This is a genomic window from Streptomyces sp. RKAG290 (assembly GCF_023701695.1).
Taxonomy (GTDB): domain Bacteria; phylum Actinomycetota; class Actinomycetes; order Streptomycetales; family Streptomycetaceae; genus Streptomyces.
On sequence record NZ_JAJOZC010000001.1, the window covers coordinates 242,003 to 267,655 of the forward strand.

At 72.3% G+C, this 25,653-nt stretch carries 22 protein-coding genes and 4 pseudogenes; 14 read left to right on the top strand and 12 right to left on the bottom strand.

The genetic code is table 11. The annotated features are described in order from the left end of the window. Nucleotides 1-92 precede the first annotated feature (92 nt). The 5 genes from LNW71_RS01110 to LNW71_RS01130 all read right to left on the bottom strand — a co-directional run bounded on the left by LNW71_RS01110 (nucleotide 93) and on the right by LNW71_RS01130 (nucleotide 4,716). Nucleotides 93-1,661 (bottom strand): cytochrome P450, encoded by a 1,569-nt coding sequence (locus LNW71_RS01110; RefSeq protein WP_250966492.1) that lies wholly within the window; start codon nucleotides 1,659-1,661, stop codon nucleotides 93-95. A 77-nt stretch (nucleotides 1,662-1,738) separates the two neighbouring features. Then, complete coding sequence (locus LNW71_RS01115) at nucleotides 1,739-2,353, bottom strand: ATP/GTP-binding protein (protein ID WP_250966493.1); 615 nt, start codon at nucleotides 2,351-2,353, stop codon at nucleotides 1,739-1,741. Beyond that, nucleotides 2,334-2,705: a DUF742 domain-containing protein gene (locus LNW71_RS01120; RefSeq protein WP_250966494.1), complete on the bottom strand. Its 372-nt coding sequence runs from the start codon at nucleotides 2,703-2,705 to the stop codon at nucleotides 2,334-2,336. The genes LNW71_RS01115 and LNW71_RS01120 overlap by 20 nt, the downstream gene beginning before the upstream one ends. Then, nucleotides 2,702-3,109 carry a roadblock/LC7 domain-containing protein gene (locus LNW71_RS01125; protein WP_024494673.1) on the bottom strand — a complete coding sequence of 136 codons (408 nt, stop codon included), beginning with the start codon at nucleotides 3,107-3,109 and terminating at the stop codon, nucleotides 2,702-2,704. Before LNW71_RS01125 ends, LNW71_RS01120 begins: the two co-directional genes overlap by 4 nt. After that, on the bottom strand, nucleotides 3,106-4,716 hold the full coding sequence (locus LNW71_RS01130; protein WP_250966495.1) for an ATP-binding protein: 1,611 nt from the start codon (nucleotides 4,714-4,716) through the stop codon (nucleotides 3,106-3,108). Before LNW71_RS01130 ends, LNW71_RS01125 begins: the two co-directional genes overlap by 4 nt. 496 nt (nucleotides 4,717-5,212) lie before the next feature. On the opposite strand from LNW71_RS01130, the gene LNW71_RS01135 reads away from it, so the two are divergent. Next, entirely contained in the window at nucleotides 5,213-5,992 is a 780-nt protein-coding gene (locus LNW71_RS01135; protein WP_250966496.1) for an IclR family transcriptional regulator, read from the top strand. Between the two features lie 18 nt (nucleotides 5,993-6,010). On the opposite strand, the gene LNW71_RS01140 is transcribed toward LNW71_RS01135, so the two are convergent. Together LNW71_RS01140 and LNW71_RS01145 are read right to left on the bottom strand one after the other, a co-directional pair. Next, nucleotides 6,011-6,517 (bottom strand): MarR family transcriptional regulator, encoded by a 507-nt coding sequence (locus tag LNW71_RS01140; protein WP_250966497.1) that lies wholly within the window; start codon nucleotides 6,515-6,517, stop codon nucleotides 6,011-6,013. Further along, nucleotides 6,514-8,283 (bottom strand): FUSC family protein, encoded by a 1,770-nt coding sequence (locus LNW71_RS01145; RefSeq protein WP_250966498.1) that lies wholly within the window; start codon nucleotides 8,281-8,283, stop codon nucleotides 6,514-6,516. The genes LNW71_RS01140 and LNW71_RS01145 overlap by 4 nt, the downstream gene beginning before the upstream one ends. Before the next feature lie 240 nt (nucleotides 8,284-8,523). Between LNW71_RS01145 and LNW71_RS01150 the strand changes: the two are divergent. Together LNW71_RS01150 and LNW71_RS01155 are read left to right on the top strand one after the other, a co-directional pair. Further along, nucleotides 8,524-9,287 (top strand): annotated as a pseudogene (locus tag LNW71_RS01150) (VOC family protein). Between the two features lie 101 nt (nucleotides 9,288-9,388). Continuing rightward, complete coding sequence (locus tag LNW71_RS01155) at nucleotides 9,389-10,375, top strand: phosphotransferase (protein ID WP_250966499.1); 987 nt, start codon at nucleotides 9,389-9,391, stop codon at nucleotides 10,373-10,375. An 84-nt stretch (nucleotides 10,376-10,459) separates the two neighbouring features. Here LNW71_RS01155 and LNW71_RS01160 read toward each other — a convergent pair whose 3' ends face one another. Continuing rightward, nucleotides 10,460-11,071, bottom strand: a complete 612-nt coding sequence (locus tag LNW71_RS01160; protein WP_250966500.1) for a GNAT family N-acetyltransferase — start codon at nucleotides 11,069-11,071, stop codon at nucleotides 10,460-10,462. Between the two features lie 234 nt (nucleotides 11,072-11,305). Beyond that, a complete protein-coding gene (locus LNW71_RS01165) occupies nucleotides 11,306-12,259 on the bottom strand; it encodes a phospholipid scramblase-related protein (RefSeq protein ID WP_250966501.1) in 954 nt (317 codons plus the stop codon). Between the two features lie 114 nt (nucleotides 12,260-12,373). Between LNW71_RS01165 and LNW71_RS01170 the strand changes: the two genes are divergently transcribed. From LNW71_RS01170 to LNW71_RS01185, 4 genes are all read left to right on the top strand, one after another. Further along, nucleotides 12,374-12,796, top strand: a complete 423-nt coding sequence (locus LNW71_RS01170; protein WP_250966502.1) for a hypothetical protein — start codon at nucleotides 12,374-12,376, stop codon at nucleotides 12,794-12,796. 169 nt (nucleotides 12,797-12,965) lie between these two features. Further along, entirely contained in the window at nucleotides 12,966-13,616 is a 651-nt protein-coding gene (locus tag LNW71_RS01175; protein WP_250966503.1) for a DUF3105 domain-containing protein, read from the top strand. Further along, nucleotides 13,613-14,260 (top strand): DUF305 domain-containing protein, encoded by a 648-nt coding sequence (locus LNW71_RS01180; RefSeq protein ID WP_250966504.1) that lies wholly within the window; start codon nucleotides 13,613-13,615, stop codon nucleotides 14,258-14,260. The genes LNW71_RS01175 and LNW71_RS01180 overlap by 4 nt, the downstream gene beginning before the upstream one ends. 103 nt (nucleotides 14,261-14,363) lie before the next feature. Continuing rightward, nucleotides 14,364-15,608, top strand: coding sequence for an ROK family protein (locus tag LNW71_RS01185; protein ID WP_250966505.1), 1,245 nt, complete (start codon nucleotides 14,364-14,366; stop codon nucleotides 15,606-15,608). A 67-nt stretch (nucleotides 15,609-15,675) separates the two neighbouring features. On the opposite strand, the gene xylA is transcribed toward LNW71_RS01185, so the two are convergent. After that, entirely contained in the window at nucleotides 15,676-16,845 is a 1,170-nt protein-coding gene (xylA, locus tag LNW71_RS01190; protein WP_250966506.1) for a xylose isomerase, read from the bottom strand. Between the two features lie 239 nt (nucleotides 16,846-17,084). Between xylA and LNW71_RS01195 the strand changes: the two are divergent. The 4 genes and pseudogenes from LNW71_RS01195 to LNW71_RS01210 all read left to right on the top strand — a co-directional run. After that, nucleotides 17,085-17,780 (top strand): annotated as a pseudogene (locus tag LNW71_RS01195) (FGGY family carbohydrate kinase); the annotation flags it as partial. Between the two features lie 218 nt (nucleotides 17,781-17,998). Further along, nucleotides 17,999-18,574, top strand: coding sequence for an FGGY-family carbohydrate kinase (locus LNW71_RS01200; RefSeq protein WP_250971852.1), 576 nt, complete (start codon nucleotides 17,999-18,001; stop codon nucleotides 18,572-18,574). A gap of 137 nt (nucleotides 18,575-18,711) precedes the next feature. Further along, nucleotides 18,712-19,988, top strand: a pseudogene (locus LNW71_RS01205) (VWA domain-containing protein). Then, nucleotides 19,985-20,815: a hypothetical protein gene (locus LNW71_RS01210; RefSeq protein ID WP_250966507.1), complete on the top strand. Its 831-nt coding sequence runs from the start codon at nucleotides 19,985-19,987 to the stop codon at nucleotides 20,813-20,815. Before LNW71_RS01205 ends, LNW71_RS01210 begins: the two are co-directional and overlap by 4 nt. Nucleotides 20,816-20,946: 131 nt before the next feature. On the opposite strand, the gene LNW71_RS01215 is transcribed toward LNW71_RS01210, so the two are convergent. Continuing rightward, nucleotides 20,947-22,134 carry a GDSL-type esterase/lipase family protein gene (locus LNW71_RS01215; RefSeq protein ID WP_250966508.1) on the bottom strand — a complete coding sequence of 396 codons (1,188 nt, stop codon included), beginning with the start codon at nucleotides 22,132-22,134 and terminating at the stop codon, nucleotides 20,947-20,949. A gap of 83 nt (nucleotides 22,135-22,217) precedes the next feature. Next, nucleotides 22,218-22,787 (bottom strand): TetR-like C-terminal domain-containing protein, encoded by a 570-nt coding sequence (locus LNW71_RS01220; RefSeq protein WP_250966509.1) that lies wholly within the window; start codon nucleotides 22,785-22,787, stop codon nucleotides 22,218-22,220. A 263-nt stretch (nucleotides 22,788-23,050) separates the two neighbouring features. Here LNW71_RS01220 and LNW71_RS01225 point away from each other — a divergent pair. The 3 genes and pseudogenes from LNW71_RS01225 to LNW71_RS01235 all read left to right on the top strand — a co-directional run bounded on the left by LNW71_RS01225 (nucleotide 23,051) and on the right by LNW71_RS01235 (nucleotide 25,652). Then, nucleotides 23,051-24,422, top strand: a pseudogene (locus LNW71_RS01225) (cytochrome P450). 232 nt (nucleotides 24,423-24,654) lie between these two features. After that, nucleotides 24,655-24,897 (top strand): hypothetical protein, encoded by a 243-nt coding sequence (locus LNW71_RS01230; RefSeq protein ID WP_250966510.1) that lies wholly within the window; start codon nucleotides 24,655-24,657, stop codon nucleotides 24,895-24,897. Between the two features lie 218 nt (nucleotides 24,898-25,115). Further along, on the top strand, nucleotides 25,116-25,652 hold the full coding sequence (locus LNW71_RS01235; RefSeq protein ID WP_250966511.1) for a DUF4232 domain-containing protein: 537 nt from the start codon (nucleotides 25,116-25,118) through the stop codon (nucleotides 25,650-25,652). Nucleotide 25,653: the final 1 nt, after the last annotated feature.

The following is a 25,653-nucleotide window of genomic DNA, read 5'->3' on the forward strand; positions in this document are numbered from 1 at the left end:
CGACCGGCCGGTGCCCCGGGGCAGCGGGCGGCCCGGGGGCAGCGGGCCTGCTGGTCCGGCGCCCCCGGGCCGTCGTCGTCATCCGCTGCCGGTCAGTAGCCGTTCCACCAGCGGGTCACCGCGCGCCACATCCGGGCCGGAACCGCGGGCCTGCGCTGCTGCGGGATCAGGCCCTGCGCTGTCGGAGGGGCGGACGTGTCCGCCGTCGCCCCGGCCGGTGCCGGAGCCGGGCCCGGCTCCGCCGCGGCGGGTGCGGGTGGCGACGGGACGGGGGCGCGGACCGGGGTCGGCGCGGTGTGGCGTACCGCCGACTGCACCTCCCAGTCCTGGCGCGCCGGGTTCGGCTTGCCCATGGAGGGGGGTGCGCTGTCGTCCTGCGGGGGGCGCGACATGAAATCGGCGGGCAGGTCCACCAGATGGCGGCCCATGATGTTGCCGATCCACTGCAGCTCGCTCTCCTTGACCGCGAGTTCGAGGTCGGGGAGCCGCATCAGCAGGGCGTCGACACCGACGTCCGCGATGGCGCGCCCGATGTCCTGCCCCGGGCATTCGTGCGGGCCCCCGCTGAACGCGAGGTGGGCGCGGTTGCCGTCCATGTTGGCGTTGATGTCGGGACGTACCAGCGGGTCGGTGTTGGCCGGTGCGATGCCGACGATCAACGCGTCACCGGCCTTGATCCGCTGGCCGCCCAGCTCCGTGTCACCGACCGCCCAGCGACCGAACACCGCGGTGAACGGCGGCTCGTCCCACAGGGTCTGCTCGACCGCTTCGGGGACGGTCATGTGTCCGCCGCTGAGCCTGGCCCGGAAGCGGGGATCGGTGAGCACCATGCGGAGCACGTTGGCGATCAGGTTGGCGGTCGACTCGTAGGAGGCGATCAGGATCAGCCGCAGGTGCTCGGCGACCTCCTGGTCGTTCATCGCCGCGGGGTGCTCGACGAGCCAGGTGGCGAAGTCGTCCGCGGGTTCCCGGCGGCGCCGCTCCACCAGGCGGTTCAGGGCGGCGAGCACATAGGCGTTGCTCTGCACCGCGGTCGCGGTCCCGCGGGTCATGTCACGGGCGGCCTGCACCATGCGGTCGTTGTACTCCTCGGGCATGCCGAGGATCGCGCACATCACCATCATGGGCAGCCGCTCGGCGAAGGCGCTGACCAGGTCGACGCGCCCCTCCCGGCAGAAGTCGTTGACGAGCCGGTTGCTGTAGCGGTTGACGTGGCGGCGCACGCCGCGGGTGTCGATGCGCTCCATGGAGTCGGTGACGGCGCCGCGCTGACGCTCGTGGGTCGCACCGTCGGCGAAGGCGCAGATCGGCTGCCAGGTGAAGATCGGGGCCAGCGGGTGGTCCGGCGCGACGCTGCCGTCCTGCAGGGCGCGCCAGCGGCGCGAGTCGCGGGAGAACTGCGAGGGCGTACGGGTCACGTGCAGGTTCTCGCTGTGCCCGAGGACCAGCCAGGCCGGCACGTCGCCGTGCAGCAGGACGGGCGCCACCGTGCCGTGCTCGGCGCGCAGCTTCGCGTACAGGCCGTGCGGGTCCTGTTCGGCCTCGGGTCCGTAGAACCTTCGCAGACCGCCGGGGCCGATGCCGAGGCCGTGGGCCGGGCACTCGGGGGGCGGAAGGGGTCCGGTGGCCGCGCCGGGTTCGTAGTGGAATGGGGATGTCACGATCGCTCCAGGGATCAGGCTGCCAAGGGCCGGACGGATGGGGGCGCGCCGGGGCACGCGGAAGCTGCGGGGGGACATCAGCCGAGCGGGACGGCCAGACTGTGCAGATAGCGCATCAGGGTCATCAGCACATCGCGGCTGGAGGCGCGCAGCCGGGCGTCGCAGTCGATCATCGGCACCTCTTCCGACAGGTCCAGGGCGCTGCGCAGAGCCTCTACCGGGTGATTCGGCGCGTCGGGGAAGGTGTTGACGGCGACGACGAACGGCACACCGCGCTCCTCCAGCCGTCCGATGACGTCGAAGCTGACCTCCAGCCGGCGGGTGTCGATGAGGACGACGGCGCCGAGGGCGCCCTCGAAGAGGCCGTTCCACAGGAACCAGAAGCGTTCCTGTCCCGGGGTGCCGAACAGGTAGAGGATCAGCTCGTCGCTGATGCTGATCCGGCCGAAGTCCATGGCGACGGTGGTGGCGGTCTTGCTCTCCACCCCGAAGTTGTCGTCCACGCCGACGCCGGCCTGGGTCATGGTCTCTTCGGTGGTGAGCGGCCGGATCTCGCTGACGGAGCCGACCATGGTCGTCTTGCCGACCCCGAACCCGCCGACGATCACGACCTTCACCGCGGCGGTGGCCGTGGTGGGAAGGACGTCCTCGCTCCGGGGGCCCGTGATCGTGTCAGAGCTTCTGAAGTCCATGCATCACCGCTTCGAGGAGGGACCTGTCCGGGAGGGTTGCGCGGACGATCGGTGCGCGCGATTCGATCAGGTGCGTCGAGAGGAGCTCGGTGAGGAGCGAGGTCACCACGCTGAAGGGCAGGCTGAGGTAGGCGGACAGCTCGGCGACGGATAAGGGTGCCTGACAGAGCCGCAGGATCACGGCCTGTTCCGGCTGGACCGTCGGGCTGGGCTCCGACTTCGAGACCACCATCGTGACCAGGTCGAGTGCCGCCCGCTCGCTGCCGTCGGGATCGCCGGTGATCACGTACAGCCTTTCCGGGTCGCTCAGCGCCGGATCGGCCTTCCGGCGTTCTCGTCGGGTCGAACTCATCCGGCCTGCCCGTCGTGGCGGGGCGGGCTCGTCAGATGGGCGCCGATCCGTACGACCATGTCGCGCATCCGCGATCCGACGAGCCCGGCGTCCACCGTCTCCCCGGCGAGCACCGCGAGGTACGCGCCGGCCCCGGCGGCCATCAAGTAGAAGAAGCCGCCGGTGACTTCGATGACGACGAGCCGCATCCGGCCGTCGCTGTACGGGATCTCCGAGGCGACCGCGGCGGCCAGGCTCTGCAGCCCGGCGCAGGCGGCCGCGAGGCGGTCGGCGACATCGGGGTCGCCGCCGTGCCGGGCGATGCGCAGACCGTCCGCGGAGAGCACCACGATCTGGTGAATGTCCGGAACGTCGTCGGCCAGCTCTTTGAGCATCCAGTCCATGTTGCCCCGTTGCTGGATCACTCCAGGTCTCCCTTGTCCCACGCGTCATCGGAGTCTTCGTCGGCCCTTGGCTCCCGAGGCACGCCGTTGGCGCCCTTGGTGAACGCCTCCAGCCAGATCCCGGGGGGCGGTTCCTTGCCGTTGTCATGGCCGTTGCCGTGGCCGTTGGTCCGGCCGGCGGTGGGGTCCGCGGCCTGCGCGGGGAGGTTGTGCGAACCCAGCGGTGCGCGGCCGCGGCTGCGGCGCTGCGGGAGTCCGCCCGCGGTCCACTCCGTCACCACGGGGAGCTCGTCCTCCATGGCGACGGCCGGGGTGACGACGGCCGGGCGGGTGGCGGGTGCCACCGGGCCGGTGGACGGACGGACGGCCACGGGGCTCGGCTTGCGGTGGGTGCTTCGTGCCGGCACGACATGCTTCATGTCGGCGAGGTCGATGTCGCTGGTGGGCCGCGACGTGGCGCCGATGCCGTGGGCGATGCCGGGCGCGGGACCGGTGGTGATCATGGCGCGGGGCACGATGAGCACGGCGCGGACCCCGCCGTACGCGGACTGCCGCAGCGAGACCTGGAGGTCGTACATCCGCGACAGCCGGCCGACGACCGCCATGCCGAGGCGCGGGGACTCCCCGAGGTCGTTCATGCTGGAGCCGGCCTGGGCCCTGGCGAGCATGTTCTCGGCCCGTGCGCGGGCCTCCTCGCTGAGGCTGACGCCGCCGTCCTCGATCTCGATGGCGATGCCCGTCTGCACCTCGACCGCGGTGACGTGCACCCGGGTCTGCGGCGGCGAGTACCGGGTGGCGTTGTCGAGGAGTTCGGCGCAGGCGTGGATGAGCGGTTCGACCGCGGTGCCGATGATGGCCACCTTGGCGATCGAGTGCAGATCGACGCGCGGGTACTCCAGGATTCGCGACATCGCGCCGCGCAGCACGCTGAACAGCGGTACGGGCTTGGGCCACTGACGGCTCGGGCGGGCTCCGCCGAGCACCGCGATGGAGTCGGCGAGCCGGCCGATCAGCGCGGTGCCGTGGTCGATGCGGAGCAGGTCGTCGAAGACGTCGGGGTTGCGCCCGTGGTGCTCCTCCATCTCCCGCAGCTCACTGGCCTGGCGGTGGACGATCGCCTGGACCCGCCGGGCGACGTTGACGAAGGCGCGCTGCGCGGAGTCACGCGTCGCCTCCTCGTTGTCGATGATGTCCAGCACCGTGTAGACGAGGGCGCGCTGGGCGTCGGGGAGATGGCGGTAGACCTCGTCGCCGTCCACGACGTCACGCAGCACCTCGTCGGGCGAATTGCCCACGCGCAGCCGGTGGATCGCGGCGGGCAGAAGCTCCTTGCTGATCCGGACGGTCTCCTCGTCGTGGCTGGCGATACGCCGTTCCAGGACGTTGCAGCGCTGCTCGTAGTCGGCGCGCTGCCGGCGGATCGTGCGTCCGCGGCGGGAGAGTTCGGCGGCGAGGGCGGCGACCACAACGGTGGCGAACACGCCGCACCAGACGACTGGAATCCGCGCGGCCTCGGCAACCAGTGCCACGGCGGCGGCAGTAGCGCCCGCCATCACGACGACGGGCAGCAACAAGGCGCGGACGACGGGTGTTTCTCGGTCGATCGGCGGTGATTCAGCACGAACCATCTAAGACCTCTGGCGGTTGATTCGGGAGATATACGCGCTTACAGGGCAGTCGGGAACAAGCGCTCGAATTCGCATCAACTCGACTTCACTGCGCGTGAGCTTAGTCAGATCGAAACAGTGCTTCGGCACATTCACCCAACCCCCTGCGCGAGCACGCCGGCGGTAATACACTCACGAGTTTTTACACGCACCGCCTCCGAGCGTGCGCAGGGAGTGACCATGGGGAGGAACGGCAAGAAACCAACCCCTCACGTCCCACCGTGCGGGACACTTGCTTCCGGTTCCACCCCTCCACGCACCACCGAGCCCGTAAAAACGGCACGGACAACGGGGAGTTGCCGAGCAGATCGATTCACGAGCGATCCCGTCCGTCCCGCACCGAGGGACAGACGCACATGTGATCGAAGCGGATCGAAAGGAGCAGATTCATGACCGACGGAAGGGTGCACGGCGCAATCGCCCCGCAGCACCGGGAACGAAGGGGAACACACGTCTCATGGGGCCGTCGCGGGACCACACGATCGAATCGCTCGACACCGGGCTCCGGCTGATGCAGTTGTTCCTCACCCACGACTCGCTCACCGTCACCGAGGCCGCCGGGCTGCTCTCCATCGGCCGCTCCACCGCCCATCGGGTGCTGAGCACCCTGGAGGGCCGGGGCTTCGCGATCCGGGAGTCCCCGGGCCGCGGCTACTCGGCGGGTCCCGAACTGGCCCGCCTGGGCCGCCCCGCCGGATTCGCCGGCGCCGTCCGGGAACAGGTCGCCGCGGTACTGGAGGACGCGGTGCTGCGCACCGGAGAGACCGTGCAGAGTGCGGCGCTCATCGGCGACCAGATCATGATCACTGACGGCCGCGAGTCCCCGCATCCGGTGCGGGTGATGCTGGAGACGGGCCGCACCCACCCCGCGCACGCCACATCGGGCGGCAAGATGCTGCTCTCCCGGATGACCACGGAACAGCTCTGCACCCTGTATCCGCAGGAGCGGCTGGCCGAGGTCACGCCGCACACGATCACCTCGCGGGCGGCGCTGCTCGCGGAGCTCGCGGACATCCGTGCCTGCGGTTACGCGCTCAGCCGCGGCGAGTCGGTGCGGGGCATGAACGCGGTCGCCGTACCGCTGACCGGCCCCGGCCGGCGGGACCGGCTCGCGCTGACAGCCGCCGCGCCCGCCGACCGGGGCGGCGACGCCGCACTGGTGCGCCGCGCCGAGGAACTGCGGCTCTCCGCCGCGCTGCTGGGCGCGGCCGGCGAGCCCGCCGCGCACCCACACTGACGGCGGCGCCAAGGGCGGTCAGGGGCGGGCGCCGCCGATACGTCCCTCCAGCTGGACGAGCAGTTCGCTGAGCTGGGCGCTGAGCCGCTCGCGGGACGCCGCGTCGAGACCGGAGAGCACCGCGCGTTCGTACGCCAGCTGCTGAGGCAGCAGCCCGTCGACCAGCTCCCGTCCCGTGTCGGTGAGCCGGACATGCGCGACCCGGCGGTCCCGGGCGTCGCCGCGGCGGTCGACGAGGCCGCGCTCCTGGAGGGTCCGCAGCCGCTTGGTCACGGCGGCGCCCGACGAGAAGGTCTTCCTGGCCAGTTCGCCCGGGGTGAGCTCACGGCCGGTACGGCGTACGGCGCCCAGCAGGTCGAACTCCGCGCGGGTCAGTCCGGCCGCCCGCAGCGGGGCGTCCTCGGCCTGCTGGAGCAGGGCGGAACAGCGGTTGATCCGGCCGATGAGCTCCATGGGGCCGGTGTCGAGCTCCGGGTTCACTGCCTGCCACTGCCGTACCACCGAGGCGACGATGTCGTCGGTCACACCGCTCCGTTCTCCGGGGCCGGGGCGATCAGCCCCTGCCGTGTTGCTGTCGCCGCGAGCGTACGGTGTCCTGCCTGCTCGGCCGCCAGTACCTCCTCCTGCGGCAGGGCGCGCTGCCACCATTCGCCCGCCGCCGCGTCGTCCGCCTCCCGCAGTTCGACCAGGGATCCGGTGAGCCTGTGGCGGGCGGCGTCGAGGGCGGCCCGGGTGGACCGGGGAGCCGCGAGGGTCTGCACGGCGTGGAGGCGGGCCAGTTCGGCGGCGGCGAGTGCGGATTCGACCCGGCCGGCGGCGCGGCGGTTGGTGACGAGCACCGCGGCGAGGAAGCCGACGCCGGCGCCGATGACGGTGTCCAGGACCCGGTCGCCGATGAGTTCACCGGCCGGATGGCTGCCGGCGTACTCCAGGACCAGCAGGGCCATCGGGGTCACCGCGACGGAGCCGAGCCAGTAGTTGCGGGTGATCAGGGCCTCGGCGGCGAAGCTGAAGAAGAGGCAGCAGCCGATCAGGGCCGGCGGGCCGGTCCGGGTGACCGGGAGCACGGCGGCGAAGACCAGGACACCGAGGAGGTTGCCGAGGGTGCGCTGCAGGGTCCGGTTCCAGGAGAGCGTGACGTTGGCCTGGTAGAGGGAGGCCGCGGTGACGATCGCCCAGTAGGGGCGGCCCACGCCGGCGGCGGCGGAAAGGGAGCCGGCCAGGGCGCATCCGACGAGGGTGCGGGCCGCGACCGGCAGCAGCGGCGACCCTGGGCCCAGGCGCCGGAGCAGGGCGCGGCGGTCCGCACCGGCGGCGGCAGGGCGCAGGACGGCACGCTCGGCGTCGATGCCGAAGAGTTCGGCGGCGGTTCCGGGTGCGGCCGGCGGCGTGGGCACCGGCCCGCGCCCCCGGGTCCGCACGGCCCAGGCCCGCAGAAGGGCGGGATCGGTTGCGGGGCTTCCGATGCCCACCGCGGGGTCGGCTGCGGGGCTTCCGGTGCCCGCTGCGGGCCCGCCCGCGCCACCGGCCGCGATGGGCGCGCCTGCGGAGAGGGTGGCTTCGGCATGCACGACGAGACGTTCCAGCGCTCGGCGTACGGGGGTGGGGCGGCCGGCGGCGAGGAGGGTCTGCCACGCCGCGTGCACGGCGGTGACCGTGGCGCGCCTGGTGCGGTGGCCGGGCTCGGCGGCGTACGCGGCGGCGGCGTTCAGGGCCCTGGCCGTGGCCTGGCGCTCGGGCCCTTGGCGCCGGATCAGCGCGGGACCGGCGACGGTGACCAGCCAGGAGACCGCACCCGCGCCGAGTGTCAGGGCGAGGTGACCGGGCACCTGGCCGAGCCGCTGCGGGGCGAAGAGGGAGGCGGAGCTGACGAACGAGAAGATCACCGGTCCGGGAGGCCCGATCCGGGTGGCGTCGCAGAGCAGCTTCTGCCCGGCGGCGAGGAGCGCGCCGACGGCGATCAGGACAGCGACGGAATCGGTCAGCGAGGCCGTGACCAGGGAGACCGCCAGGCCGGCGAGCATCCCGAGGACGACCCTGACGACGGTCCGGGCGCGTCGCGCGTAGGGGAGGTTGTGGCCGTACAGCGCACAGAGCGAGCCGGCCATGGTGTACATCACCAGGTCGAGGCGGTCGACGGAGAACAGCACCAGATTGGGTATCGCCGTGGCCACGACCACGCTGGTCGCCGGCTTGAGCCACATGTCCGAGGGCCGCGCCAGGCGAAGCGGACCTGCCAGCGGGAGGCTTCGGGCGGAGGGCCGCCGGGACGGGATGGTTGTATCACTCACCCAAATACCTTAGCAGGTATTACACACGTAAAAGACTTAGACTCGCCCCCTCATCGCATGGCCGCCGCGGTGCGCAGTCATAGCGTTCAGGTACGCGCTGCGGAGTGCCTGCGCAGGCAAGTGCTGCTGAACTGCTGTGAGGTGCTGCTCGCAGGTAGTGCAGGGCGAATGTGGCTGTGCGCAGGAAGTGCACAGCGAATGCGGCTGCCCGCATGTCGACACACCCACGGAGGAGTCCGAATGAAGCTCACCGCCCCGGTGCCCGGTGGTCCCTGCTGGATCGAGCTGAGCACCTCCGACGTACCGGCCGCGAAGTCGTTCTACGCGGCACTCTTCGGCTGGCGGTCCGAGACCGATCCGCGCCCGGAGGCGGGCGGCTACACCATGGCTCACCTCGGGAACGACCGCGTCGCCGCGCTCAGCCCGTCTACCAGCCGGGACAGCCGCCGGCCTGGACGGTCTCGTTCGCCGCCGAGGACACGGACGCCGCGGTCGAGAAGGTGACGGCGGCGGGCGGTTCGCTGCTGGTCGGCCCGATGGACGTCTTCGACCAGGGCAGGTTCGCCGTGGTCGCCGACCCGTCCGGGGCGGTGTTCTCACTCTGGCAGGGCCGCGCCTTCGCGGGCGCCGACCTGTTCAACGCGCCGGGTGCGCTGGGCTGGACCGAGCTCGTCACCCGCGAGAGCGAACCGGCACTCGCCTTCTACCCCGCCGTCTTCGACTGGACGGTCGACGCCTCGGCGGAGTATCCGCAGTGGGGCATCGACGGGGCAGACTTCGGCGGCGTACTGACGATGGACGAGAACTTCCCGCCCGAGGTGCCGCCGCACTGGCTGCCGTACTTCGCCGTCGCGGACGTCGACGCGAGCGCGGCCACCGCACAGGGCGCCGGCGGGGAACTGCTGATGCCGCCGACGAGCATTCCGCACGGCCCGCGGATCGCCGTGATCCGGGACCCGCAGGGCGCCGCGTTCGGCATTCACCGGGTGGCCGAGGAGGAGTAGTCCGCGGCTCGGTACCCTGCCGTCATGATCAACAGGGCAGCGGGGGAAGCGGTCGGCGTCGGCACGGAGGACGAGCAAGGGGGGCCAACACCCTTACCTGGGTGGAGAACGGGCTGCCCGCGGGGGCTCGCGTCGTCGGCGCCGAGCGGCTGCGCGGCGGATGGACCTCGCAGATGCGGCGGCTGAGCGTCGCGGGCGACGGTGCACCGGGGCCGCTGGTGCTGCGCTCCTTCGTCAAGCCGTTCTTCGTCCTGCACGCGGAAGGCCTGCTCACCCGCGAGGCCGACGTCCTGACACTGCTCGGCGACACGGACGTACCGGCGGCCTCCCTGCGCGGGGTGGACGCGACAGCTGCGCATTGCGACCACCCCTCCCTGCTGATGTCCCTGCTGCCCGGAAGCGTGCGTCTGTCCGACGACGGCGCCGACCGGCGGGCCGAGTTGCTGGCGGACCAGTTGGTCCGCATCCACCGGGTCCGGGTCACGGCGCAGAACCGCCCGCGCTCCTACCAGGCCTGGACCGCACCGGAGCGGGTGCGCGTACCGGAGACCACCGAGCGGCCCGAGTTGTGGCAGCGGGCGGTGGACGTCATCCGCCGGGAGGCTCCGGAGTACTGGCCCTGCTTCCTCCACCGGGACTTCCATCCCGGCAACGTGCTGTTCGACGAAGTGGGCGATGCGGAGGGCTTCGGCAGGGAGGGCCACGCGGAGGGCGGTGGCGCGGAGGGCGACGCGGTGAGCGGCGCAGAGTGCCACGCACTGCGCATCAGCGGCGTCGTCGACTGGGTGGAGACCTCCTGGGGGCCGGCCGACCTGGACGTGGCGCATTGCTCGACCGCTCTGGCCCTTCTGCACGGTGCCCACGCCGGCATGCGGTTCGCCGATGCGTACACCGCCGCGGGTGGCCTGCTGACCGAGAAGCCCGGGGACCATCTCTACTGGCGCATGCTGGACGCGCTCGCCTTCGCCCCCGATGCCGAGAAGGTGGCTGGGCCGTGGCGTGAGCTGGGACGCGACGACCTGACGCCGGAGTTGCTCACCCGTCGGCTGGAGGACTACCTCCAGGAGCTGTTCCTCCGCTACGGCTGAGGCACGCCGCACTCCCCGGACCCGGCTGCCGCGCGCCCGGCGCCGGACTCCGTCGGCCCTTGGCGTCGTAAGCCCTCGGCGTCCTCAGCCCTCGGCGTCGTCAGCGCGGACGCGGGCGTGCACGTGCATGTCGTGCCAGCCGTCGGTGTGCAGGTGCCCCCGCCTTCTGGTCCCCTCCAGGACGAAGCCGCATCTGTGGGCGACCCGGCACGACGCCTCGTTCGCGACGGAGTGCGCGAGTTCCAGCCGCTCGAAACCGATCGTCTCGAACGCCCAGCGCGACACGGCGTCGACCGCCCGTGCCGCGACGCCCGTTCCGCGCGCGGCGGGCAGCACCCAGTAGGCGCACTCCGCCAGGCCCATGCCGAGGTTCATCGAGCGGAGCGAGACCCGGCCGAGCACGTTGTCACCCGCTGCGTCCGCCCCTGTGCCCGGCCTGACGACCGCCCAGTGCGCAGCGCTCTCGGCACTCCAGGCGCCCTGCCATTGCGCGATCCAGCCGCGGGCCTCGTCCACCGAATCCGCCCGCCGCACGTGCCAGCGCTGGATGGCCGGATCGGTGAACGCGGCGACGACGGCCGGAGCGTCCGTGGGCTGCCAGGGCCGCAACAGCAGGTCACCGGCCACCGGGAGGAGGGGCTGGGCGGAGCTCGCGAGGCGGCCCTGGGGAATGAGTGGAGGCACCAGGTACGGCATGTGCGGATCATCGCATGGGAGTTCGGGCGCACCCAGCCGCGCGCACCCCGTGCGATCGGGCGCGGCGGTGGACGAGACGCCCGCGCCCTCCGCCCTCCGCCCTCCGCAGGACGGCGGAGGGGCACGGACGGTTTGGTGAACGAGACCGCCCGCGCCCCTTGCGCGACGGCGCGAGGGGCACGGGCGGATTCACGTCAGGGCGGGGCCGCAGGCGGTCCGGGCCGTCGGCCGGAATCAGCCGAGGCCGCGGGCGTCCTGCTTGAGGGCGGTGTCCACCGTCAGCGCCGTCGCCACCACGAGACTCAGCAGCGGCTCGGGCAGCTGGTAGTGGATCTGCAGCACGTAGTTGTCCGCGGTGGTGAACAGCGTCTTCGCGAGGCCTTCCCAGGTCTTGGTGATCCGGGCTATCTCGGCGTCGTTGTGGTCGACGATCGCGAAGTTCCAGGCACGCCAGTTCTCGGCCTTGATCGCGCCGATCTGCTGCCCGTCCACCATGATCGCGAAGTTGATCTTCCCGATGGCGTTCTGCTGGACGATCTCGCCGACCTGCCCGCCGTCCGGCCGCTGCACGATCACCCGGGACTTGATGAACTTCGCCGGGCGGGTGAGCAGCAGCTGCGGCTGACCGTAGGCGTCGCGGATTTCGAGACGGTGGGTCAGGTACTGGTCGATGCTGGTGAGGAACCGCAGGATCTTGCGGAACGCGCCCTGCCCGACCTGGACGACCGAGCCGACGGTGTTGCCCTGCTGGTCGAAGACGCTGTACTCGTTCGTCACCTCGATCAGCTTGGCCTTCTGGTTCACCACCAGGACCTGCTGGTTGAAGAGCGTGCCCGCACCCGGGGCGCCACCCTGCTGCGGCTGAACTCCCTGCTGCGGCACCGCGGACGGCTGCTGGACGGCCGCCTGCTGCTGGTACTGCTGCTGCGCAGCCGCCTGCGGCTGGTGCTGCGGGGCCGCCTGCTGCTGGTACTGCTGCGGCTGCTGGTGCTGGACCTGCTGCTGCGGGGCCGCCTGCTGCTGCGGCACCTGGGCCTGAGCGGGGTTCTGGCCCTGGGCCGGAGCCTGCTGACCGCCGGCCGGGTTGGTGTGCTCGGTCCACTGGGAGCCGTCCCAGTAGCGCAGCAGCTGGGGCGCGCCGTGCGGATCCGGATACCAGCCCGCAGATACGTTCGAGTGCGTTGTCACCGGGGCACACTATCCCGCCGCACCTTGGACGGAACCCCCTCCCCGCACATCCACAGGTTCGCGATCAGGCACCCGTACTCATTGAAACTTCACACACCGCGTACGATGTCCGGGATGAACAGTCGGAGTGGACGGACGGACCGGTGGCGCGGTGCCCGTGCCCCGATGGTGCTCGGCTGGGTGTTCGTCCTGCTCGCCATGGTGTCGTGCTGTTCGCTCACGTCCACGCAGCCGACTCCCCCGCATCACGGCCCCTTCTCCCTCGCCGCCCCCCGGACCACCGCCCCTGCGCCGCCCGCTGTCGGCACCGTGGTGGCCGAAGCCCCCGGAGCACGGGGCATCGGGAGTTCCTGCCACCACGCGTCCGAGCACGCGACACCGGTCGTGCTGCCCGCCCAGCCGGCGCCGGCCGCGCTCCCCTCCGCCACGACCGCTCTCGCGGCCGGGACCCTGACCGGCTCCGCCGGTATCCGCGGCCCCACCAATGACGCCGTCAGCGACGTCGACCACTTGCGCCTTCAGGTTCAACGGATCTAGGGCCTCTCGTTCGGATCGTGCCGGGCTCGCATGCCCCGGCACCGCACCTCGCGGCGTTGTCCGAACGAAAGACCCCGGCAGCAGGCCCCGTTCCCCGGCCCGCCCGAGGACACCACCGCCTGCCGGCAACCCGTCCGTCTTGTCGAACCCAAGGACGCAAGGACCCACCATGGCCTCCGCCAAGAAGCAGCACAGCCCTGCCACCGCCCGCCGCGCCAAGCTGGAGGAGGCCCGCCGCAAGGAACGGGCCCGCGAGCGCCGCAGCCGCCTGATCACGCTCACCGCCGCCGTAGCCGTCGTGGCCGGCCTCGTCGTGGGCGGCGGGTATCTGATGAACGCCGCCGATGAGCAGGACAAGGCCGAGACGGCCGCCAAGTCCTCACCCGTCCAGGGTGAGAAGAGCTGGGACAAGCTCACCCAGAACCATGTCGAGAAGAAGGTCGACTACCCGATGAACCCGCCCGTCGGCGGCGACCACGACCCGGTGTGGATGAACTGCGACGCCGACGTCTACACGGAGGCGATACCGAAGGAGAACGCGGTCCACTCGCTGGAGCACGGCGCCGTCTGGGTCACGTACACCGGGAAGGCGAAGCCCACCGACGTCAAGAAGCTCGGCGAACGGGTCGCGGCCACCCCGTACTCCCTGATGAGCCCCGTCGAGGACCAGGCCGCCCCGCTGATGCTCAGCGCCTGGGGCAAGCAGCTGACCGTGCAGAGCGCCTCCGACGCCCGGGTGGCGCAGTTCTTCACGAAGTACGTCCAGGGCCCGCAGACCCCCGAGCCGGGCGCGGCCTGCAGCGGCGGGGTCGCGAAGTGACGTCCGCGGCACGTGTGTCACGCCCGCTGGTGGCGGCCGGGGGTGCGGTGCTGCTGCTGGCGCTGGCCCTCGTCGCGCTGATGCTGGTGCGGCCCTCCTCCTCGGCCCCCGCCACCACGTCCTCGTCGTCGGCCCCCGCCGAGACCTCGGCAGACGTGGGGTTCGCCCGCGACATGGCGGTCCACCACCAGCAGGCGGTCGAGATGGCGTTCATCGTCCGCGACCGCACCTCCGATGTGGCGGTGCGCCGGCTCGCGTTCGACATCATCAACACCCAGGCCAATCAGCGCGGCATGATGCTGGGCTGGCTGGAGATGTGGGGCCGCGCGAAGAGTTCCCCCCGGCCGCCCATGGAGTGGATGGGCCACCCCGTCACCCCGAGGGGCGACGGGGCGCTGATGCCCGGCATGGCGACCGACGCCGAACTCGACGCGCTGCGGGCGGCCCGTGGCAGGGACGCCGAGGTGCGGTTCCTGCGGCTGATGACGGCGCACCACCGGGCCGGTGCGGACATGGCACAGGCCGCGTCGGCCGCGGCGAGCAGCGACGAGATCAGGAACCTGGCGTCGGGCATGGTCCTCGGTCAGCGGTCGGAGATCGCGCTCATGGCGGACATGATCGAGGAGCGCGGGGCCGCGGCCTGAGCCCGGGGTCCCGGGTCCCCCCGTGCGCGGGGTGGCCCCGGGACCCGGGATGCCCGGATCGCGACCGTACTGACGTGCGGGATCGCATAGGCTCGGGACCGATATGAAGAGCAACCTCACGCCGCTGGGGCCCAAGGCCGACAAGGACACCGTCCGGCGCAGCAACCTCAGCCTCGTGCTGCGGGCCGTCCGTGACGAGGGCGAGGGCGAGGCGACCCGGGCCGGGGTCGCCGCGCGGGTGGGGCTGACCCGGGCCGCCGTGTCCTCGCTGGTCGAGCAGCTGCTCGACAGCGGGTTCCTCACCGAGTCCGGCAAGACGTTCAGCGGGCAGGCGGGCCGGCCCGGCACCGCACTCAAGATGGCCCGCACCGGTCCGGCCGGACTCGGCGTCGAGGTCAACATCGACTACGTGTCGGTGTGCGTCGTCGATCTGGCCGGCACCGGCCGGGTCCGGCTCACCGAGCACCTCGACAACCGCGGCGCACCGCCCGACGAGGTGCTGGCGCGCGCGGCCCGGATCGCCGCACGCACCCTCGAATCGGCGCGCGAGCAGGAACTGTTCCCGGTCGGTGTGACTCTCGCCCTGCCCGGCCTGGTCTCCGACGGGTCGGTGCGCCAGGCTCCCAACCTGGGCTGGAACCAGGTCCCGGCCCAGGAGCTGTTCGCGGCCTCGCTGGCCGCCGAGCGCCCCGGCCACGAGCCGCTGACCGTGAGTTCGGAGAACGAGGCCAACCTGGCGGCGCTGGCCGAGCTCTGGTTCGGCGGGCTGGAGCGGATCCGGAACTTTCTGTATCTGACCGGCGAGATCGGCGTCGGCGGCGCCCTGGTGATCAACGGCGAGCTGCTGCGCGGGGCGCACGGGTTCGCCGGGGAGATCGGGCATGTCGTGGTGGACTCGGACGGCCCGCAGTGCCGGTGCGGTTCGCGCGGCTGCCTGGAGCAGTACGCGGGACAGGCGGCGCTCCTGCGGGCGGCCGGGATCGAGGAGAGCGGCAGCGGCATCGCGGTCACCGAACTGGAACGGCGCGCCCGGGCCGGGGACGAGCGGGCGGTGGCCGCGGTCGCCGGTGCGGGCCGGATGCTGGGGCGGGTGCTGTCCGGGGCGGTGAATCTGCTGGACCCCGACGCCGTGGTGCTCGGCGGGATCTACCGCAACCTGATGCCGTGGCTGTCACCGCCCGTCGACCAGGAGCTGACGGACCGGGTGGTGTCCGGTCTGTGGACCCCGGGCAACGGCAGGCTGCGCGCCTCATCCGTCGCGGGTGACGCGGCGCGGGGTGCGGCGGCGCTGGTGATGACGGACGTGCTCGCCGACCCGGTCGCGTACGCGGGGCGGGCCACGGCCTGAGCGGGTGACGGGGGCGGACGCGCTGTGCGCCCACCCCCGCTGTCAGTGCTTCACCCGTGCGGCCGGGTCAGCGGATGCCGAGCAGGTGGTCCATGGCCAGCTGGTCCAGGGCCTCGAACGCCATGCCGCGCTCCGCAGCCGCGGTCACGTCGAAGTCCTCGTAGGCGGAGCGGTCGGCCAGCAGTCCGGCCACGCCGTCCTCGGCGGTGCGCTGTGCCAGCTCGTCCAGCCGGGACGCGCGCAGCGCCTCCTGCACCGCCGGGTCGGCGCGGAAGGCCGCGGCGCGCTCCTTGAGGATCAGGTAGTTGCGCATGCAGCCCGCGGCCGAGGCCCAGACGCCGTCGTAGTCCTCGGTCCGCGGCGGCTTGAAGTCGAAGTGGCGCGGGCCCTCGTAGCCGGCCGTCTCCAGCAGGTCGACCAGCCAGAACGCCTGGCGCAGGTCACCGGCGCCGAAGCGGAGGTCCTGGTCGTACTTGATGCCGGACTGGCCGTTGAGGTCGATGTGGAAGAGCTTGCCCGCCCAGATCGCCTGCGCGATGCCGTGCGGGAAGTTCAGCCCCGCCATCTGCTCGTGGCCGGTCTCCGGGTTGACGCCCACCATCTCCGGGCGCTCCAGGCGCTCGATGAAGGCGAGGGCGTGGCCGATCGTCGGCAGCAGGATGTCGCCGCGCGGCTCGTTCGGCTTGGGCTCGATGGCGAACCGGAGGTCGTAGCCCTGTTCGGTGACGTAGTCGCCCAGCAGGTCGAAGGCCTCCTTCATCCGGTCGAGCGCGACCCGGATGTCCTTGGCGGCGCCGGACTCGGAGCCCTCGCGGCCGCCCCAGGCGACATAGGTGGTGGCGCCGAGCTCGACGGCGAGGTCGATGTTGCGGATGACCTTGCGCAGCGCGTACCGGCGGACGTCGAGGTCGTTGGAGGTGAACGCGCCGTCCTTGAAGACGGGGTGGGTGAAGAGGTTCGTGGTGGCCATGGGGACGACGAGCCCGGCGGCGTCCAGCGCCTGCCGGAACCGCTTCACGATGCCTTCGCGCTCGGAGTCCGACGAGCCGAACGGGATCAGGTCGTCGTCGTGGAACGTCACACCGTAGGCGCCGAGCTCCGCGAGCCGCTGGACGGAGTCCACCGGGTCGATCGCCGCCCGGGTCGCGTCGCCGAACGGGTCGCGCCCCTGCCAGCCCACGGTCCACAGACCGAAGGTGAACCTGTCCTGCGGGGTGGGGGTGAAGCGTTCCGTCATGCCTGCCGCCTTCGCGCCATGGGCCCGTAGCCGGCCGGGCGGCCGGACCTCAATTTGTTCACTGTCATGACTAATCATGCACGGACCACCCCGCTGACGTAACCCCTCCATCGCCGGAAAACCGTGACGCCCCCTGTGCCGACCGGGATCGATCGCGTAATTTGTTTTTCTTACGATCAAATCCCGCCGGGCGAGAACCGGCAGCCCGGGAACCCCCGAACCAGAGAATGAGGTCGCCCATGCCGCCGCAGACAGTCGTCATCGGTGTGGACAGCTCCACCCAGTCCACCAAAGCGGCGTTCGTCGACAGCGCCACCGGCCGGCTGCTCGCCGTCGGCCGCGCCCCGCACGTCGTCACCGGCGAGGCCGGGGCCCGCGAGAGCGACCCCGAGGTGTGGTGGCAGGCACTGCGTGACGCGGTCGCGGCCGGGCTGAAGGAGTCCGGCGTCGCCCCTGCGGACATCGCCGGGATCGCCGTCGCCGGGCAGCAGCACGGCCTGGTCGTCCTCGACGCGGCGGGCCGCCCGCTGCGTCCGGCGCTGCTCTGGAACGACACCCGCTCCGCCCCGCAGGCCGCGGCACTCACCGCGGCGCTGGGCGGGGACGACGCCTGGACGGCACGCACCGGATCGGTGCCGGTGGCCGCGATGACCGCCTCGAAGTGGCAGTGGCTGCGGGAGAACGAACCGGAGACCGCCGCCGCGACCGCGGCGATCCGCCTGCCCCACGACTTCCTGACCGAGCGGCTGTCCGGCCGCGCCGTCACCGACCCCGGCGACGCGTCCGGCACCTGCTGGTACTCCACCGCCACCGGCGCCTATGACCCGGAGCTGCTCGAACTCCTCGCCATCGACGTCGCGGCGCTGCCGGAGGTGGCGGCGAGCGGGGCGGCCCGCATCGGCGCGCTGACCGCCGAGGCGGCACAGGCGCTCGGCCTGCCCGCAGGTATCGCAGTCGCGGCGGGCACCGGTGACAACATGAGCGCCGCCGTCGGCCTCGGGCTCGGCGGCGCCGGACTCCTGGACCACCCGGTCCTCAGCCTCGGCACCTCCGGCACGGTCTTCGCCGCCTCCCGGACCAGGCCCGCCTCCCCCGCGCTCTCCGGCTTCGCCGCGGCCGACGGTACGTACCTCCCGCTGGCCTGCACCCTCAACTGCACGCTCGCCGTGGACAAGGTCGCCGCACTGCTGGGCCTGGACCGCGAGGACGCCGCCCCCGGCGGCGAGGCCGTCCTCCTCCCCTACCTGGACGGCGAACGCACCCCCGACCTCCCCACCGCCGCGGGCCTCCTCACCGGCCTGCGGCACGACACCACCCCCAGCAGCTCCTGGGCGCCGCCTACGAGGGCGCGGTCTTCACGGTGCTGCGGGCGCTGGACGAACTGCTGCGGGCCTGCGGACTCGACCCGGCCGATCCCGAGGTGGCGGCCCGGCCACTGCGGCTGATCGGCGGCGGCGCCCAGGGTCGTCAGTGGGTGGAGACCGTGCGGCGGCTGTCCGGCCGGCCGGTGACCGTGCCGGCCGGCGGGGAGCTCGTCGCCGTGGGCGCTGCCGCGCTCGCGGCAGCGGCGGCCACCGGCAAGGACCCGGTCGCGATCGCCTCCGGCTGGGGCACCGGCGAGGACCTGCAACTGGAGGCGGTGGAAAGGGATCTGGCCGGCTGGACACGGATCGGCTCGGTACTGGACCGGGCGTCCGCTCCCCTGCTGGGCAAGGACCGGCGGGGCTGAGCGGCAGACCACCGGAGCCGGGCCGGACCGCTCCGCGGCTGACCTGTTGTCACATTTCGCGACACCTGCCGCGCGGGCGGGCGGGACGGCCAACGACCCGTTTTGGAAAGCGAACTGATGTTCACTACTATCCGGCGATGATCATAAGAAGAAGGCTGACGGTCGGGGTGGGCATTCTGCTCGCCACCCTGACCGCCGGGCTCGGCTCGGCCCTCCCCGCCGCGGCCGATGAAACCCCCACCAAAGCCGCCCCAAGGTCGAGCTGGTGCTCGACGTCAGTGGCTCCATGCGGACCCGGGACATCGACGGCCAGTCCCGGATGACCGCGGCGAAGCAGGCCTTCAACGAGGTCCTCGACTCGGTGCCCGAGCAGGTGCAGCTCGGCATCCGTACCCTCGGTGCCGACTACCCCGGCGACGACCGCAAGGTCGGCTGCAAGGACACCAAGCAGCTCTACCCGGTCGGCCCGCTGGACCGCACCGAGGCCAAGACCGCGGTGGCCACCCTGGCGCCCACCGGCTGGACCCCGATCGGCCCTGCGCTGCTGGGCGCAGCCGACGACCTGGACGGCGGTGACTCCACCCGCCGGATCGTGCTGATCAGCGACGGCGAGGACACCTGCGGGCCGCTCGACCCGTGCGAAGTGGCACGTGACATCGCGGCGCGCGGCATCCACCTGGTCATCGACACCCTCGGCCTGGTGCCGAACGCGAAGATCCGCAAGCAGCTGACCTGCATCGCGGAGGCCACCGGCGGCACCTACACCGCCGTCCAGCACACCGATCAACTCTCCGGCCGTGTGAAGCAGTTGGTGGACCGGGCGGCCGAACCCGTCGTCACCCCGGTCGCGACCGAGGGCGCGGGCAGCTGCACCGACGCCCCGCAGCTCAAGCCCGGTCTCTACACCGACCGCGAGAAGTTCGCCGAGCACCGCTGGTACCGGGTCGACGTGCTGCCCGGTCAGGAACTGCGCGCCTCGGTCAGTGTCTTCGCCGACCGCGCCGTCAACAACGACTACGGCATGCTGCTGCGCGCGGTGACGGTGCACGGCAGAGAGATCGTCAGGGGTTCGGAGTCCGGCACCGGACGCACGGACGCCATCTCGTCCGGGCTGCGATACCCGAAGCCCGACGAGGACACGGACGGTGACGTGAAGCCCGCAGCGGAGACCGTGTGTCTCCAGGTCAGCAACTCCTTCTCGGCCCCCGCCTCGGTGAAGACCGCACCCGGCATGCCGGTCGAGCTGACCGTCGACGTCGTGGACGCCCCCGACGCCGCGGCCGACCCCGCCGCGTTCGGTCTCGGCCGCGGCTGGTGGCTGCTCGGCGTGCTGGTCCTCACCGGACTGATCGCCGGCCTGCTGACCGGCTGGATCTCGCGCTGGCGCATCGCCGTCTGGAGGACCAACCGATGATCCGTACGACACGCGTGCTCGCGGGCGCGCTGCTCACCGGCCTCGCCCTGCTCACCGGGGCGGGGGCCGCGGTCGCGGACGACCCGTCGGCGAGTCCGAGCCCCGGTTCCTCCGCCGAGGGCTCCGGCCCCACCGAGGCGGGCACCACCTTCCGTACCGCCACGGCGATCCAGCAGGACCAGACCGCCACCGCCGGGGGCTCCACGGGCGACTACCTCTACTGGGTGTTCCCGGCCGACGCGGGCCAGCGGGCCACGGTCAAGGCGAAGGTCACCCTGCCCGAGAGCGCCACCCGGCACGGCGCCTCGACCTGGCAGGTCGATGTGTACGACGGGCTGCGCCGCCGCCAGGCCTGCATGTACGGCCGGCAGACCGGCACGGCCGCGGCCGACGCCACCGCGGTCGAGCTCACCTGCGTCCTGCGCACCGTCAGGGCCTGGTCGGAGCCGTGGGCCAACGACCCGCTGCCCGGCAGCTACTACGTCCGCCTCACGGTCGTCGACCTGCCTTCGGCGGATCTCGGGCTTCCGGTACGGACCGAGGTCGAGGTCACGTCGGCCGGCCAGGGCGGCGCCGGGGACGTCGACGGCACGCTGTCCGAACCGCTGGTGCCCGGCGTGTCCTCGGTCGGGCAGGCGACCCACGACGCGTCGTCCGGCTCGGTCCCGGCCGCCGGTGAACCCGAGGACGGCTGGGCCTCCGGCTGGTGGACCGACCGCTGGCTGTGGACCGTCGGCGGCGGGGTGCTGGGCGCGTTCGCGGCCGTCTTCGGCTACTCGCTGACCCGCGGCAACGGCCGCCCGTCCCGGGTCCCGCCGGGCGCCTGACGCCGGGCCGTCAGCCGGACCGGCCCGCTCCCGGGCCCGGCTGACGGCTCCGCGCACCCTGTCCGAGCTCCGGAGCCCGCGGCCGCGGCCGCTCATGGTGCCGGATGCCCCTCCGCCCCGGCCCGCCCCGGTCAGGAGGCCCGGTCCGCGGCGAACGGGCCTCCCTGGGCGAAGGCGAGGGCCGCGAAGCGGTCACCGATGCGGCGGTGGGTGGCGGCGTCCGGGTGGATCTGGTCCGGCAGCGGCAGTTCGGCGAAGTCCTCCTCGCCGTAGAGGCTGCGGCCGTCGAGGTAGTGCAGGTGCGGGTCGTCGGCCGAGCGCTGCTTCACCAGTCGGCTCAGCTCGTCCCTGATGACGTTGAGCGTCAGCTTCCCGGCGGCCCGCTCGGCAGGGTCGCCCACGGCCACGAACTGGAGCCTTCCCTCACCGAGGTTACTGAAGTCCGGGGCACTGGGGCCCGGGGTGTCCTCGTGGATGGGGCACAGGAGGGGCGAGACGACCAGGAGCGGCGTGCTGGGGTGCCCCTCGCGGATGGTGTCGAGGAAGCCGTGCACCGCCGGGGTGAAGGCGCGCAGCCGCATCAGATCGACGTTGACGAGGTTGATGCCGATCTTGACGCTGATCAGGTCCGCGGGGGTGTCGCGCATGGCCCGGGCGGTGAACGGGTCGAGCAGGGCGCTGCCGCCCAGGCCCAGGTTGATCAGCTCCACCCCGCCGAGCGAGGCGGCGAGTGCGGGCCAGGTGGTGGTGGGGCTCGCCGCGTCGGAGCCGTGGCTGATCGAACTCCCGTGGTGCAGCCACACCTTGCGGCCGCTGTCCGGTGCGGGCTCGACAGGGGCGTCGGTGCGCAGCTCGACGAGCTCGGCGGTCTCGTTGTACGGCAGCCAGATCTCGACGTCCTTGTCACCGTCGGGCAGCCCGGAGAACCCGACACTGCCGACCGGGCCGGGCCGGAACTCCCTGGACCCCTTGGTCATGTCGACCGTGAGGACGTTGCCGCCGGTAGCACTCCCCTGCCCTGCGAGTCGGCCGTCGACGAGCAGGTCGTACACACCGTCCGGGCGTGCCGGCACGCCCTCGTAGGCGGTCCTGGTCCGGAGTACGGCCAGCTCCAACGCCGTGGCCCGGGTACGGAACACCAGCCGTACGCCGGAGGGCTGGGCCTCCACCATGGCCAGCTGCCCGTCGTCGCACTGCGCGCGGGCCCGGTCGGGCAGCCGGTGCGGACGCAGCCCGCGCTCGGTGCGCTCCAGGTCGAGCGCGCCGCGCAGGAGGGCCGCGGTGATCGGTGTGGTGATCCAGTCGGTCTCGGTGTGCATGTCTCCACCCGTCGCTCAGTGTCTGTGTAGGGGGGCTTCGCTCTCGCCGGCGGGCGGTCAGGCCGGCCGGCGCGGTGTTCCTGTCAGGGTGCGGGCCAGTTCCGCAGGAGGGCGTCGAGCGCGTCCAGCACCCGCGCCCAGCTTTCCTGCGAGTCCGGGGCGCTGTGGCTGAACCCGCCCTGCATCTCCAGGCTCACGTAGCCGTGGAAGACGCTGCCCAGCAGCCGTACGGCGTGCGTCTGGTCGGGCTCGGTCAGGTCGTACCCGCGCAGGATCGCCCGGGTCATCTGCGCGTGCCTGCCGCCCGCGCTGGCTGCCGCCGCCTCCGGATCGAGCCGCAACTGGGCCGCGGCGTAGCGGCCGGGGTGCTCCCGGGCGTAGTCGCGGTAGACGTCGGCGAAGGCGCTCAGGGCGTCCTTGCCGGCCCTCCCGGCCAGGGCGGCGGCGCCCCGGTCGGCGAGCTCCTCCAGGGCGAGCAGGGCGATTCTGGTCTTGAGGTCGTGGGAGTTCTTCAGGTGCGAGTACAGGCTCGCGACCTTGACGTCGAACTGCCGGGCGAGCGCCGAGACGGTCACCTGGTCGAAGCCGACCTCGTCGGCCAGCTCGGCCCCGGCCTGGGCCAGACGTTCCGCGGTCAGTCCTGCACGCACCATACTCATCCCCTTGTTCGGCATCACCCATTATGCAGGTGCCTAATACCTTTAGGCAAATGAGCGAGTAACGCCGGTGCACCTGACCGGCCGGGGCCGGATCCGGCCGTAGCGGCACGACCACCCCCCACTCCGTGCCACCGCCCGGCTACCCTCGACAACTCACGTACTCCACAAGGCCGGTGACGGATCCAGGGTCAGCGGATCCACCGGAGTCATGTCACCGCGCACCGACCGTGGTGCGCCCCATGGAGCGGAGAGCTCACATGTCCACGGAGACCGGCCCGGCCGTCGATGCCGAGGCGCGCGGCCACCGGATCGTGCCGGGCCCGAAAGGGCTGCCGCTCCTCGGGAACATGCCGCAGTTCGCCAGGAACCCCCTCGCGTTCTTCGAGCGGCTGCGCGGCCACGGGGACATGGTCCGGTGGCGCTTCGGCCCCAACTCCTGTGTTTTCGTGGCCGATCCCGAGTGCATAGGCGAACTGCTCACCGAGACGGAACGCACCTTCGACCAGCCGGCCCTCGGTATCGCGTTCCGCACCGTGATGGGCAATGGAGTCGTGGTGGCGCGCGGGTCCGACTGGCGGCGCAAGCGTTCACTGGTGCAGCCGTCCGTGCGGCCCAAGCAGGTGCGCTCGTACGCGGCGACCATGGCGGGCAGCACGGTGGAGCTGGCCGACACCTGGTCGGGGGGTGAACGCATCGACATCAAGCGGGAGATGGCGGCGCTGACGCAGAAGATCGCCGTCCGCACCATCTTCGGCGTCGACACACCCGCCGACGCCGAGGCGATGGGCCGGGCCATGGACGTGGCCCAGACGGAGATCGGCAAGGAGTTCGCCGGAATCGGCGCCCTGCTGCCGGACTGGGTGCCCACCCCGGGACGGGCCAGGATCCGGAAGGCCGCCGCGGTCATCGACGCCGAGGTGGGCCGGGTGGTCGCCCGCCACCGCGACGGCGGGGACGACCGCCCGGACCTGCTCAGCCGGCTGCTCACCGCGGTGGACGAGACGGGCGCCCGGCTCACGGACCAGGAGATCCGCGACGAGACGGTCACGCTGTACATCGGCGGCCACGAGACGACGAGTTCGACACTGGTGTGGGCGTGGTACCTGCTCTCCCGCAACCCGCGGGCGCGCGCCGCACTCAGCGAGGAGCTGGACCTGGTACTCGGCGACCGCGAGCCGGAGTTCGACGACTACGCACGGCTGACGTACACCCAGGCGGTCGTCAAGGAGACGCTGCGGCTGTACCCGACGATATGGCTGGTCACCGGGGTCGCCAAGGAGGGGCACGGATCGGCGGCGTGCCCATGGCGCAGGGCACCCGGGTGTGGAGCAGCCAGTGGGCCACACACCGTGACGAGAGGTGGTTCCCCGAACCGGAGGAGTTCCGCCCGGAGCGCTGGGCCGCGGACGCGGACGCGGCCGACGAGATCGCGGAGTACGCCTGGTTCCCGTTCGGCGGCGGCCCCGGGTCTGCCTGGGCACACGGTTCGCGATGGTCGAGGCGGTGCTGGTACTGGCAGTGCTCGCCCGCCGGTTCGAGCTGGACGTGGACCCCGGCACGATCAACCCCGTGCCGACACTGACGCTGCAGCCGGACCGCGAGGTGCGGGCCACGGTGCGTGCGAGGTAACGCCGGCGGCAGCGGTCAGCGCGTACGGTCCGGCCGGGAGCCGGGAGCCAGGAGGGGGATCGGGAGCCAGGAGCCGGAGGCCGCTGGAGCTGCGGTCGGGCATCCCCGTCGCCGCCTCGGCCCGTCACGAGGCACGGCGCGCCGAGGTACGGGTGAATGGGGGCGTTTCCCCGGCCCGGTCGCTTTGCTGACCGGGCAGCACCCCCCCACCCCCCAGCCAAGGACAGCAACCATGCGCATGCGTACCGCTCTCGCACTCCCCGCGCTCGCCGTCATCGCGATCGTCGGCCTGGCCGGCACGGCCGCGGCCGACGGCGACGCCGGCAACGGCAACGGTGACGGCACCACCGCGACCCAGACGGTCAGCGGCAACACGGTCTCCGACTCGGAGTTCCTGGGGCACGTGTTCCACGTGGGCAACACCGGCATCCAGCAGACGCCGATCACGGTCACGTTCGCCGGGATCAGCCACTGACGACGCCTCCCGCGCACCGGCCGCACGGCAGCCGCCGGGCGGCCGGTGCGCGCTCGGGAGCCGTGGGCGGGCGCCGGCCGAGCGACAGATACTGAACCGATATGTCCGATCTATCGCCAAGAACGCGGCATACCGTCCAGAATGTCCCTGTCGGCCTCATCGGCCACCGAGGCCCTCCGGCCACGACCGCAGGCTGTCGATCCAAGGGGAGAAACATCATGCGTCTGTGCTCCACCCTCACCGCCGCCCTCACCGCCGCGGCCGCCGTGACCCTGACGGCCACTGGGGCCTCCGCCGCCCCGGGCTCCGCCTCCGCCGGGAGTTCGAGCCGCCCGGCCGTCTGCCAGGAGAAGGCCCTCAGGATCTCCGCCTCGCCCGGCGGGCGACAGAACACCGCCCGGATCGCCGTGACCAACCGGGGCGGCCGCACCTGTGTGGTGGACCGGATCCCGACCGTCACCTTCCGGGGTCTGGACGGCTCGGCCCAGCCCGTACCGCCCGCCACCAGCGGCTCCTACGTGCTCTCGCCCGGCGAGCACGGATACGCCGCCGTGCGTACGGCGGCGCCGCGGACCCGCGAGGGGCACGTCGTGCGCAGCCTGTCCGTGGCAGCCGACCCCTCGCACTACGGGGTGACCTTCGGCGCCGCGAAGGTGGGCATGGACCGCGGCATCCGGGTGTGGGAGCCGGTCACCACGCTGTGGCACACCTCCCGGGGCGCGGCCGACCGCGCGTTGGCCGCGGCGACGCGCTGAA

Bases quoted from the DNA above. Each gene is read 5' to 3' on its own strand.
- LNW71_RS01115 (WP_250966493.1), bottom strand. From the start codon at position 2,353: ATGGACTTCAGAAGCTCTGACACGATCACGGGCCCCCGGAGCGAGGAC.
- LNW71_RS01120 (WP_250966494.1), bottom strand. From the start codon at position 2,705: ATGAGTTCGACCCGACGAGAACGCCGGAAGGCCGATCCGGCGCTGAGC.
- LNW71_RS01130 (WP_250966495.1), bottom strand. From the start codon at position 4,716: ATGGTTCGTGCTGAATCACCGCCGATCGACCGAGAAACACCCGTCGTC.
- LNW71_RS01135 (WP_250966496.1), top strand. From the start codon at position 5,213: ATGGGGCCGTCGCGGGACCACACGATCGAATCGCTCGACACCGGGCTC.
- LNW71_RS01160 (WP_250966500.1), bottom strand. From the start codon at position 11,071: ATGCCGTACCTGGTGCCTCCACTCATTCCCCAGGGCCGCCTCGCGAGC.
- LNW71_RS01170 (WP_250966502.1), top strand. From the start codon at position 12,374: ATGAACAGTCGGAGTGGACGGACGGACCGGTGGCGCGGTGCCCGTGCC.
- LNW71_RS01175 (WP_250966503.1), top strand. From the start codon at position 12,966: ATGGCCTCCGCCAAGAAGCAGCACAGCCCTGCCACCGCCCGCCGCGCC.
- LNW71_RS01185 (WP_250966505.1), top strand. From the start codon at position 14,364: ATGAAGAGCAACCTCACGCCGCTGGGGCCCAAGGCCGACAAGGACACC.
- xylA (WP_250966506.1), bottom strand. From the start codon at position 16,845: ATGACGGAACGCTTCACCCCCACCCCGCAGGACAGGTTCACCTTCGGT.
- LNW71_RS01210 (WP_250966507.1), top strand. From the start codon at position 19,985: ATGATCCGTACGACACGCGTGCTCGCGGGCGCGCTGCTCACCGGCCTC.
- LNW71_RS01215 (WP_250966508.1), bottom strand. From the start codon at position 22,134: ATGCACACCGAGACCGACTGGATCACCACACCGATCACCGCGGCCCTC.
- LNW71_RS01220 (WP_250966509.1), bottom strand. From the start codon at position 22,787: ATGGTGCGTGCAGGACTGACCGCGGAACGTCTGGCCCAGGCCGGGGCC.
- LNW71_RS01230 (WP_250966510.1), top strand. From the start codon at position 24,655: ATGCGCATGCGTACCGCTCTCGCACTCCCCGCGCTCGCCGTCATCGCG.
- LNW71_RS01235 (WP_250966511.1), top strand. From the start codon at position 25,116: ATGCGTCTGTGCTCCACCCTCACCGCCGCCCTCACCGCCGCGGCCGCC.